Origin of the sequence: Acuticoccus kalidii (assembly GCF_021556395.1) — a bacterium.
In the GTDB taxonomy this organism is placed as follows: Bacteria; Pseudomonadota; Alphaproteobacteria; order Rhizobiales; family Amorphaceae; genus Acuticoccus; species Acuticoccus kalidii.
Map to the genome: position 1 here is coordinate 106,577 of NZ_JAKGCS010000017.1, position 11,247 is coordinate 117,823.

Genomic DNA, 11,247 nt, shown 5'->3' on the forward strand with positions numbered 1-11,247 from the left:
ACGAGACGACACCATGACCGCTGGCGGTCACATCCATCTCGACGCTGTCGGCGGGGCCGCCGGCGACATGTTCGTGGCCGCGCTCCTCGACGCACGGCCGGAGCTGTGCCCCCGCGTCTTCGCCGATTGCGCCGCCGTGCTGCCCGAGGGCCTCGCCGCCCACCTCGAAGAGGGGACGAGCGGCGGCCTCTCCGTGCGCCGTTTCCGCCTCGCGGGAGAGGCGGGCCATCACGTGCACGCTCATCATGATGACCACGATGACCATCACGGCCACCACGCGCACGCAACGTCTTATGCGGCGCTGAGAGCGCGGATCGAGGCGGCCCCACTCGCCGAGGGGACGGCGGCCGAGGCCTGCGCGATCCTCCACCGCATCGCCGAGGCGGAGGCCAAGGTGCACGCGATCCCGATCGAGCGCGTCCATTTCCACGAGCTCGCCGACTGGGACTCGCTCATGGACGTCGTGGCGGCCGGCAGCATCGCCGCCGCCCTCTCCGCTTATGACTGGAGCGTGTCGCCGCTTCCGCTCGGCCACGGCTTCATCGCAACCGCGCACGGTCGCCTCCCCGTCCCGGCCCCGGCGACGGCCGAGCTTCTGCGCGGCTTTCCGACGGTCGATGACGGGATCGGCGGCGAGCGCGTCACGCCGACGGGGGCGGCGATCCTCGCCCATCTCTGCCGGCCGGGCGTCCGACCCGCCGGCGGCATCGTCGGCGCGTCGGGGTTCGGTGCAGGCACCCGCGAGCTTCCGGGCATGGCCAACGTCCTGCGCGCCCTCGTCTACGAGACGGCGGAGACGCCGCGCGACCTTCAGGCCGACGAGGTCGGCGTCATCACCTTCGATATCGACGACATGACCGGCGAGGAGATCGCCGTCGCCGTCGATCATCTGCGCGCGGCCGACGGCGTCCTCGACGTCTCGCTCGCGGCGCGGATCGGCAAGAAGGGACGCCCGATGGAGGAAGTACGCCTCCTCACCCGCCCGGACCGGGTGAGCGCCATCGCGCGCCTCTGCCTCGACGAGACGTCCACCATCGGTCTGCGCTGGCGGATCGAACAGCGCTACCACTTGCCTCGCGTCGCCGAGACCCACACCTCCGGCGGCATGGACATGCGGGCAAAGCGCGTCATCCGCCCGGACGGACGCGAGACGGTGAAGATCGAGAGTGACGACGTGGCCGGCCTTTCCGGCCTCGCGGCGCGGCGCGCCGCCCGTTCCGTCGACGAGCCGGTGGTGGGATCATGAGCCTTTCAGCCGCCAAGACGCGCATCGGCGACGCGCTCTCCCGTCACGACGCGCTGGCGATCGCCGTCAGCGGCGGCGTCGATTCGATGCTCCTCACCCATCTCGCGCATCAGGCGGGGCTCGGCGAGGTGCTCGCCGTCCATGCCGTCTCGCCCGCGGTGCCCGAGGAGGCGACGCGCCGCGTCCAACGCCACGCCCGCGCGCATGGCTGGACACTCCGCCTTCTCGACGCCGGCGAGCTCGACGATCCGAACTATGTCGCCAATCCCGTCGACCGCTGCTTCTTCTGCAAGACCAATCTTTACTCCCGCATCCGCGCCGCGACGGCGCTGCCCATCGCCTCCGGCACGAACGCGGACGATCTCGGCGACTATCGCCCCGGCCTCAACGCCGCGCGCGATCATGGCGTCGTGCACCCCTTCGTCGAGGCCGACATCGACAAGGCGGCGATCTATGCGCTCGCGGCCGATCTGGGGCTCGACGACCTCGAAGCCTTGCCCGCCCAGCCTTGCCTCGCGAGCCGGATCGAAACCGGCATCGCGGTCGACGCGCGCACGCTGCGCTTCATCGAACGGACCGAGATCGCCTTGCGCGACCTCCTGCCCGGCACGAGCGCACTCCGCTGCCGCGTCACGGCGGCGGGGATCGTCGCCGAGGTGAGCCCGATGCCGGACGCCGGCGCGGTCGACGAAGCCAAGCGCTTCGCCGAAAGCCTCTGCGCCGATGCCGGCCGGGTGTTCGCGGGCCTCAGACCGTACCGCAAAGGTTCGGCTTTCCTGATCGAACAATGAGCGATTTCGAGATCGACTGGGACCGGGAGGCCCGCACCGGCGTCGCCGAAGCCGTCTTGTGCGACGGCAAAACCGTCGCGCAGATCGCCGCGATCCTGGAGGCGACCGGCCCGCGCCGCATGTTCCTCACCCGCCTTTCCGAAGAGGCGCACGCCGCGCTGCCGGACGCCGTCCGCACCGGGCTCGAATACGACCCCCTCTCCCGCACCGCCGTCCATGGCGGGCCGGCCGGCACGCTCGTCGACGGACCCGTCGTGGTGTGCGCCGGCACGTCCGACCTTCCGGTCGCGCGGGAGGCATCGCGCGCGCTCGTGTTCGCGGGCTATGCGGCGCCGGTGATCGCCGATGTCGGTGTCGCCGGCCTCTGGCGGTTGATGGCACGGCTGCCCGAGATCCGCACCCACCGCGTGGTGATCGCGGTGGCGGGCATGGAGGGCGCACTCTTCAGCGTGCTGTCGGGGCTCGTCGCGGCCCCGGTGATCGCCGTACCGACCTCGGTCGGCTATGGCGTGGCGACGGGGGGACGGGCAGCGCTCTCGAGCGCCCTCGCCTCGTGCGCGGCGGGTCTCGTCACCGTCAACATCGACAATGGATTCGGAGCGGCCACCGCTGCCATCCGCCTCCTGCGGGCAATGGACGCCCCGCACTGATCCCCGGCGGCAGCCAGCGCCGCCCCTCCACCCATCCCCATAGTGTTCGCAAGACGATCCGACCGGCGAGACATCGCAAGGTTTCGTGAAACCGCATTGTGTCGGCTTCAGGGCTCCGCGCGATTATGCACGCTCTCAGCGGCTCGCTCTCTGGCCGAATTCTAAGCCATATTTTTCTTCGTTATGGAATCATGGCGAAGCAAACGATTTCCTTTCCGTTGCGCGTCAACATAAGGCATAAGCTTAATTCCCTCAGTAGACAGATGGCCACGAATCAGATTCAGACCTGACTCATGTTTTTTGCCTAGAGTTTGGCAGAGATCTGACACCGGATCGAAAGGATGATTCACCGAGGCAGCATCACTTGAGGAATGATTATATTCCGACAAACACGCGCTGCGCTCATGGCAAATTATTCCTGATTCTCTGCGTTTTCAGGAGTTCAGTACGAATATGTACCGATAGCGTGAACAGCCCGCGATACGTGGCGATTGAGCGGCATATATGGCGAAAAAACGTCCAAAGAGCATTAGGATCAAGATCCTCGATTTGATCAGAAATCCATAGAATATCTGATCGCTCTGATCGGCATTCCCGGCGTCATTCCATGATTTTGGAGATTTTATGCTTTTTCCGATTTGGAAGTCATGATATTGGCATTATGTCTATGTGTGTGGCAGTCGTGTTTCCGTGTCGTATCAAGTCGGTAGAGAGATAATCCGATTCACCGCGGTGACTCGGAATGGATCCTTCATATTCGGGTGTGTCAGTTAAAATCGCTGTCCTTCACTGACGAGAGCACAACGGCTTGCCCCGAGTGCTGTCATCAGAACAGGCGTGCTGCAAAAGCAGCCGCTTAACACTTTTGGGTTGAGTCGTGTTGGCAGTCTAGGAGACGGTGATGGATCTTTGTATTGGTTTCGAACGTCGCTCGCCTGAGTTTCAAATCGAACTCCGCGCTGTTGAATTCATCAAACTCGATTTCTCTGGTATTTCCTTTATGCCTCGACGACCTGACCGCTAAGATACTTCAATTACACCTCTTTTCGATGTGGTGGTTATTGTTTGAAATGGCACAAGCACCGACCTTCTCTCAATCGAGGACGAAGGCACCCTTGGCGCTTCATACGTCGCGCTCGCATGATTCGTGGACGGAAGGCGGCAGCGAAGGCGGTTTCGGGGTGATTGCGGCCGTCATGACTCGGATATTGCTACAATTATGCCGCCGAATCGGCCTAATAATGGCATGGACGACACAGTTCGCGATGGGGCTGCATTCGCAGCCACTTACTCTTGCCCACAATCGATTTCGATTGCCTCAAGCTTCGCGTAAGGGACCCCGTCGCTTACGCGATCTCGGTTTCAACTGCGCCTCCGACGTCGTTGCGCCCTCGGCCAACCGAATTAGGGGAACGTGCCGACGATCCGAGACAACCGGCCGGCGTCGTAGACCGCGTTCAGAAGAAGAACAGCGGCGCTGCCAAACAACTGCAATTGCACGTGTCTTCTCTCGTGCATCAATCCGGCTGGGCCTCAACGGTCAGCTTCAACTCTGTGGGAGATAATCCATGCCAATTTTCCCGATTACTGTCGGCACCGATGGCAATGACAACCTGTCGAACACCTTCGGCGGGACGATCTTCGGTCTTCAGGGCAATGACACCCTGAAGGGTGGCTTCCTCGGCGACCAGCTCTTCGGTGGCGCGGGCGACGACCTCCTCGTCGGCAACGCTGGCGATGACCTTCTGACGGGCGGCGGCGGCGCGGACGAGTTCCGCTTCAACGTCCTCAACCCGTTCGAGGGCAACGACGCCATCGTCGACTACAACCCGCTGGCCGGTGACACCATCACGTTCTTCGCCGACCAGGTCGCCACGACCCTGTTGTTCGGCGGCTACGGCTACCGGCTTTTCGACGGTCTTCAGAAGGCCGACCTCGACAATGCTCCGCTGCTCTACGGCATCGGGCCCGACGGCTTCGGCAATGTCGACATGACGACGCCGTACGGCAACAGCATCGAGTTCACGGCGTTCGAGGACATCTGGGATCCGAACGGTGGCAACACCTGGTCCTACGCGACGTTCCCGGGCTTCGAGCTCATCTAAGGAACGAGCCTCTTCGAGGACTCAACGAAACGGGGGCTTCGGCCCCCGTTTTTTTTTGGAAGTGATCGCCGCAATCCGGATAAACCGCCCGGACGCACACAGCGCGACGATTAGGACGACTGCGCCGCCGGCCGCCGCGTCACCCGCCGCGCCGCCCCACGCAGGTCCGCGCCGATCTGGAACAACACCGGGATCAACAGCGGCACGATCACCGTCGCCATCAGCAGACCGAAAATGAACGTCACCGCGAGCGGGATCAGGAACTGCGCCTGGCGGCTCGTCTCGAAGAGCAGCGGCAGCAGGCCGAGGATCGTGGTGATCGAGGTGAGGAGGATCGCGCGCAGGCGGTCCTGGCTCGCGGCGACCGCCGCAACGCGCACGCTCTCCCCCATCGCCAGCCGCTGCGCGACGCGGTCGATCAGGATGATCGAGTCGTTCACGAGGACGCCCGTCAGCCCCAGAAAGCCGACGAGGCTCACCACCGTGAGATCCATCCCGAGAAGCAGGTGGCCGAAAAGCGCACCCATGGCCCCGAACGGGATCATCACCATCACGAAGAACGGCCGGATATAGCTCTCGAAAATCAGCGCCAGGATGACGTAGATGAAGACGGCGGCGAGGATCAGACCAAAGAGGAAATCCTCAAACGACTGCTCGCGCTCGCTCTCCTGCCCCGAAATCTGATAGCTCACCCCATAGTCGGCGGCGAGCGCCGGCAGGGCCTCACGCTTCAGATCCTCGAGGACGTTGGACGAGGACGTGACGCGCGTGTCGACATCGGCGCTGACGAGCACCGTCCGCTGCCCTTCGGCGTGCAGAATGATCGCGAAGCTGTCGACCTCGTTGAAGCGCAGAACCTCGCCGAGCGGCACCCACTCCCCCCGCGGGCTCTGGACCATCAGATTGTCGAGGTCGGGACGGCCGGCGCGGTTGTCCCGCATCACCTTGATCGTGACCTCCTCGTCGTCCCGCGCGAAACGGTCGGCGACCGCGCCTTCGACGAGATTGCGCACTTGCCGGCCGACGATCTCCATCGTGAAGCCGAGCGCGCGGCCGGTGTCGGTGAGCTCCATCACGAGCTCCTGCTTGCCGTAGGGCAGATTGTCGAGAATACCGTTGACGCCGCCATAGGTCGCCAGCGTGTCGGCGAGATCCTCCGCGGCCGCCTTCAAGACCTCGATCGGCGCGCCCTTCAACTCGACTTCGATCGCCCGGTTCGGCAGCCCCTGCTCCACCGGCGACACCGCCACCTCGAGCACGCCCGCGATCGGCGGGATCGCCTCGCCCCACCGCTCCACGATGGTCGATGTGGGCACGCTGCGCGTTTCGCTCGCCGTCACCTCGACTTCGATCTGCGCGACGTTCTGTAGGCGGATCCGCTCGAAGATCTCGTAGGCGCCGATCGTCGTGAAGGTGGCGTTGACGAGCTTGTCCTCGTCACTGCCGGCGAGCAGGTCGCGCTCGACCTCGCGCAGCGCGCCCTCGATGGTTTCGAGCGCGACGCGTTGCTCGGGAACGGGTACGCCCGGCGCGAACACCACGCTCGCCCGCACGACCTCGGCTTCGGGCGCGAGGAAGAAGTGGAAGCGAATCCGGTCGCCCGCGAGCAGCCCCGCGAGCACGATCAGCATCCCAAGGAGCACGGCGAGGAAGGTGTAACGCCAATCGACCACCGCTTCGAGAATGCGCCGGAACGCCCCGTCCCGGAACGCGACGAAGACCCGGTCGAACCCGCGCCGCAGGACGTTGGGTCGACGCGCCTTGCGGCTCTTCGATTTGTTGAGATGCGCGGGCAGCACCATGAAGCACTCGAAGGTGGAGGCAAGGAGCACCGCGAGCACCACCATCGGGATCACGTGCATCACCTGACCGATCGGCCCCGTCACCGCGAAGATCGGCACGAACGCCGCCATGGTGGTGAGCGTCGCCGCCATCACCGGCTTCAGCATCGAGGACGCACCACCGATGGCCGCCGCGATCGGCGGGTGGCCCGCTTCCTCCAAGGTCGCCGTGTGCTCCCCGACGACGATCGCGTCGTCGACGATGATGCCGATCATCATGATCAGCGAGAAGATCGACACCATGTTGAGAGACTGGCCGGTCAGCCACATCAGTCCGAGCGTGCCGAAAATCGAGACCGGGATGCCCGCCGCGACCCAGAATGCGATCCGCAGGTCGAGGAAGATCGCGAGCGCGACCAGCACCAGGAGAAGCCCGGTGACGCCATTCTCGACGAGGATCGAAAGCCGCTGGAGAACGAACCGGCCCGTCGTGTCGTACTGGTAGACTTCGAGCGTCGGCGGCAGCTCCGCGCGGATTTGGTGAATATAGTCGTCGACGATCGCGGTCGTCTCCAACGTGTCGGCGGTGACGGCCCGCTTCACCCGCAGCTCGACCGCCGGCTGCCCGCTGATCTGCCCGATCGGCGCCTCACGGTCGAAGCGCGTCTCGATCGTCGCGATGTCGTCGACCGAGATGCGCTCGCCGTTGGCGAGGGCGCGCACCTCGATCTGGCCGATTTCTTCGGGGGTCTGACGGCTCGCCATCGAACGGAGCTGGATCTCGCGCGCCCCTTCGACGGTGCCGGCCGGAATGTTCTGAACGCCCTGGCTCACCGTGTCCGCGATATCGCCGACCGACAGATTGAGTTCGCGCTGGACCTCGTCCGGCACGAGGATCGAAATCTCCTCCTCCCGCATCCCGACAAGCTCGACCTGGTCGATCCCGGCATCGAGCAGCCCGTCGCGGATCTGCCGCGCATAGTGCTTCAGCACCTTTTCGCTGAACGGCCCGGTGATGGCGATCTTCGAGACGGGTTCATAGAAGGTGACGCGGCGCACCTGCGGCGGCTCCGCGTCGATCGGCAGAATGGTGACGCCCGACACCGCTTGCTCGGCGTCCGCGAGCGCCTTTTGCATATCGGTCTCGGCGTCGAATTCGAGCGTGATCAGCGCCGAGCCCTCGCGCGCCATGCCGGACGTCGCGGTCACCCCGTCGAGAAAGCGCAATTCCGGCTCGAGTGCATCGAGGATGCGGCTTTCGACGTCCGCCGCGCTGGCGCCCGGCCAGGCGACCTCGACGAAGATCACCGGCACCTGGATCGTCGGGAAGAATTGAACGTTGAGCCGGATGGCGCCGATGAGGCCCATCGCCACCATCGCGATCATGAGGAGGTTCGCCGCCGTCGGATGGCGGACGAAGAGGCTGATGAACCCGATCCGCGGGGCGTGGTGGGTCGGCTCGCTCATTCACATCGTCTCGATTGCGGCGGCGCGCGGGCCGCCTTTGAACCCATCGACGGCGACAGGGCGCCGCCGGCTCACGGCACGCTGACCTTCAGCCCCTCGCCGACGCCCGGAAGGCGCATCGTCAAGATCGCTTCCGACCCGGCGAAGTCGCCCTCGATGAAGACCTGGTCGATATCCCGCCCGACCACGGTGACCGGCCGCTCGACGAGGCGGCTATCCTCGCCGATGACGAAGACATGGTCGGAATCGTAGACCGCCGCCTCGGGAAGGCGCACGACGTCGCGATACGGCCGATCGGGTACGACGACCTCGACGAAGGCGCCGCTGCGCAGGAGCGTTTGGTCGTCCACCGCTTCGATCCGCGCGAACACCTCGATGCCGCCGCTCTCCGCCTTGATCTGCGCACCGATCCGCTCGATCGTCGCGTCGTAGACCAGCGGATTGTTGCCGACATTCCAACGCACCTTCACCGGCCGGCCGATCAAAGTGCCGTCGGCGGCGACGATCCGGGAAAATTGGCTGTTGCTCATCACGAAGCGCGCTTCGAGCCAATCGGCATCATAAAATTCCGCGACCTGCTCGTTGGCGGTGACGAAGCGGCCCACCTCGGCGGTGACGTTGCCGACATAGCCGTCATAGGGCGCGATCACACGCGTGTCGTCGAGGTCGCGTTCGGCGAGGGCCACGGCCTGGCGGAGCCGTTCGATGACGGCCTCCTGCTGGGCGACATGCGTTTCGTTCAGCTCGACCTTGTTTCGGCTCGCGACGACCGCGAGCTGCTGCTCGACCGCGCGAATCTCGCGATCGTCGGCGGTTCGCTCGGCGACGGACTGGCTGCTGATGAGGCTGCGGGCGCGCTCGAGATCGCGGGCGGCGATCTGATATTGACGCTCGGCGAGTGCGAGGCGCTCCGTCTCGCCGGCCCCGGTGAGCTTCAGCTCCGCGAGCCGCGCTTCCGCCTCGGCGAGGGATTGGCGCGTCTCGGCGAGAGCCACCTGATAGCGGAACCGGTCGACCTCGAAGAGGAGCTCGCCGCCGCTGATGAAGCCGCCATTGCGCAGGTTATCGGACGTCGCCGCGATCTTGCCGCCGACGAGCGCGCGGATTTCGAGCTTCTGGCCGGCAGCGACCTCGCCATAAAGGCGCATCTCGGGCTGGAAGGTGCCGGCCAGAGCGGGCTGCGTGGTGACGGGAATCACCGTTTCCACGTCGCCGCGACGCGGAACGTCCGGGCGGCTCGCCTTCAGACCCGCGAAGGCGAGGACGGCGAGATAGAGAATGAACAGCGGCACCGCGACCTTGAAGAGCAGCCGGAGCCCGCGGCCGAGGAGGCCCCGCAATCGCCCGGCTTTCTTCGGCGACGATTCGGCCGCGCGCCCGCGCGAGCGCGCTTCGACGAGCGGCGTCTCGTTCCCGCCCTCGGGCGGCTCGATAAGCGCCACGCGTGTCACGTTGAGACGGCCCCCAGGATCATCATCCGCGCAATACTACGGAATTTCCGTCGACACATCAAAAACATAGAAATGCCCGAATGGGGACTCGCCGCCGATTAGGGACGGGGTTCTTTCCGTCCCGATCCACGCGTTTCGCGATGGGCGCGAGCGCGCCGCGTCCCGTCGGACCCGGCCCGCCCCGTCGGTCGCGCGCCTGGGAGGCCGTGTCTATCGGGGTGGCCGCCGGTCGGCCGGCGGCGCGCCCCCGAGCCGCTCAGGTGTGGGCGGCTTCCGCGACCGGCGCCTCGCCGGCCGGGGTCGGCGCCATGGCATTCGCGTTGACGTGAACCGTCATCGGCAACGTCTCGCCGGGCCGCAGCGTGAGCCGGGTCGAGGGATGCACGCGCGTTCCCGGAACGAGGCGCAGGTCGAACGCCTGACGCAGAACCGCGAGACAGGTGATCGCCTCGTTCAGCGCGAACTGCATTCCGGGGCAAACCCGCGGGCCGATCGAGAACGGCACATACTGGTATTTGCCGGGCCGCTTCTCGCCGAGAAACCGCTCCGGGATGAAGTCGTCCGGCCGGTCCCACAGATTGGGATTGCGGTGGAGGAGCCAAGGCGCGACGAGAACGATCGAGCCTTCGGAGACCTCCCGGTCGCCGAGCTTGCCGGGGCAAACCGCCTCGCGGCCGAGGAGCGGCACCGGCGGATAAAGCCGCAGCGTCTCCTCGATGACCGCGCGCGTATAAACGAGCTTTCCGAGATCTTCGTAGGTCGGCGCTCGCCCGCCGAGGACCTGGCGATGCTCTTCGTCGAGCTTGTCGCGCGCCCATTCGGCCTGCGAGAGGAGATAGAAGACCCAGGCGAGCGTGTTCGCCGTCGTCTCATGCCCGGCCATGAACAGAATCATCGCCTCGTTCCGGATCGCCTCGCGGTCGAACGCGGGCTTGCCGTCTTCCTGGGCGTCGAAGAGTTGCGAGATCATCGCATGGCGCGGGCAGCGCTGCTGCTCCTCGGAGGTGATGCCGCTGGCCGCGTCGGCCTCCCGATCGCGGATGATCTCGTCCATGATCTGGTCGATGATCGTATGGATGCGGCCGGCCGACTTGCCGACCTCCGGCCGCTGAAAGCGCGGCACCCAGTTCGGCAGGTGGACCATGTCGGCGATCGCGGTCTGACCGACATATTTCTGATAGCGGGCGAAATTGGTGACGATGTCGTTCGTATATTTGCGGCCGACGCGCTGACCGAACACCGACCGCGCGATGATCTCGGCCGTCAGCAGTCCCATCTCGTTGAGGATGTCGACCGGTCCGCTGTCGACTTCCTTGGCCCAATGCTCACGCCATTCGAGCGCGGCTTCGAGCATGATCGGATAGAAGGAGCGCATGTGGCGGGTGTGGACGATCGGCGCGATCGCGAGGCGGCGCTTCTTCCACAGATCGCCATCCGAAACGAAGAGGCCGTCGCCCACCAACGGCGCCAAGGCCGAGCGCATCTGCGGGGTTTTGCGCTGAAACGCCTCGTGCTGAGTCACGAACGCATCGCGCACATGCTCGGGCGAATTCGCCACGAAGACGTCGCGCGTCAGGATGCGCCGATAGGTCATCGGGCGCTTGAAGGCCTGCGCCTCGAATGGCCGAAGGATGTCTTGCGTAAACAACATGATGGCGCGGGGCGCAGAAACACGCCGTTCGGGCCGGGGCCAATATGGCGGCGCAAACGTAGGCACATCCATAAAATGAGATGTCACAATACTCTCCGCTGAGTT

Annotated in this window: 7 protein-coding genes; 4 read left to right on the forward strand and 3 right to left on the reverse strand. The window is 65.4% G+C overall.

All coding sequences use genetic code 11. The features are described from left to right. The first annotated feature begins 13 nt into the window (after positions 1-13). The 4 genes from larC (at position 14) to L1787_RS10735 (ending at position 4,792) form a co-directional block, all read left to right on the forward strand. Entirely contained in the window at positions 14-1,246 is a 1,233-nt protein-coding gene (larC, locus tag L1787_RS10720; protein ID WP_235708816.1) for a nickel pincer cofactor biosynthesis protein LarC, read from the forward strand. Further along, positions 1,243-2,037 (forward strand): ATP-dependent sacrificial sulfur transferase LarE, encoded by a 795-nt coding sequence (larE, locus tag L1787_RS10725; RefSeq protein WP_235708817.1) that lies wholly within the window; start codon positions 1,243-1,245, stop codon positions 2,035-2,037. Before larC ends, larE begins: the two co-directional genes overlap by 4 nt. Further along, positions 2,034-2,687: a nickel pincer cofactor biosynthesis protein LarB gene (gene larB / locus L1787_RS10730; RefSeq protein ID WP_235708818.1), complete on the forward strand. Its 654-nt coding sequence runs from the start codon at positions 2,034-2,036 to the stop codon at positions 2,685-2,687. Before larE ends, larB begins: the two co-directional genes overlap by 4 nt. 1,568 nt (positions 2,688-4,255) lie before the next feature. Continuing rightward, the gene (locus tag L1787_RS10735) at positions 4,256-4,792 is read left to right on the forward strand and encodes a hypothetical protein (protein WP_235708819.1); all 537 of its coding nucleotides are present in this window, start codon (positions 4,256-4,258) and stop codon (positions 4,790-4,792) included. A 110-nt stretch (positions 4,793-4,902) separates the two neighbouring features. Here the strand turns inward: L1787_RS10735 and L1787_RS10740 are convergent, their stop codons facing one another. From L1787_RS10740 to L1787_RS10750, 3 genes are all read right to left on the reverse strand, one after another. Further along, positions 4,903-8,040: an efflux RND transporter permease subunit gene (locus L1787_RS10740; RefSeq protein WP_235708820.1), complete on the reverse strand. Its 3,138-nt coding sequence runs from the start codon at positions 8,038-8,040 to the stop codon at positions 4,903-4,905. 71 nt (positions 8,041-8,111) lie between these two features. Further along, positions 8,112-9,482 (reverse strand): efflux RND transporter periplasmic adaptor subunit, encoded by a 1,371-nt coding sequence (locus L1787_RS10745; protein WP_235708821.1) that lies wholly within the window; start codon positions 9,480-9,482, stop codon positions 8,112-8,114. A 265-nt stretch (positions 9,483-9,747) separates the two neighbouring features. After that, on the reverse strand, positions 9,748-11,142 hold the full coding sequence (locus L1787_RS10750; protein WP_235708822.1) for a cytochrome P450: 1,395 nt from the start codon (positions 11,140-11,142) through the stop codon (positions 9,748-9,750). Positions 11,143-11,247: the final 105 nt, after the last annotated feature.

Excerpts from the sequence above, each read along its gene's own strand:
- larC (WP_235708816.1), top strand. The coding sequence starts at position 14 with ATGACCGCTGGCGGTCACATCCATCTCGACGCTGTCGGCGGGGCCGCC.
- larE (WP_235708817.1), top strand. The coding sequence starts at position 1,243 with ATGAGCCTTTCAGCCGCCAAGACGCGCATCGGCGACGCGCTCTCCCGT.
- larB (WP_235708818.1), top strand. The coding sequence starts at position 2,034 with ATGAGCGATTTCGAGATCGACTGGGACCGGGAGGCCCGCACCGGCGTC.
- L1787_RS10735 (WP_235708819.1), top strand. The coding sequence starts at position 4,256 with ATGCCAATTTTCCCGATTACTGTCGGCACCGATGGCAATGACAACCTG.
- L1787_RS10740 (WP_235708820.1), bottom strand. The coding sequence starts at position 8,040 with ATGAGCGAGCCGACCCACCACGCCCCGCGGATCGGGTTCATCAGCCTC.
- L1787_RS10750 (WP_235708822.1), bottom strand. The coding sequence starts at position 11,142 with ATGTTGTTTACGCAAGACATCCTTCGGCCATTCGAGGCGCAGGCCTTC.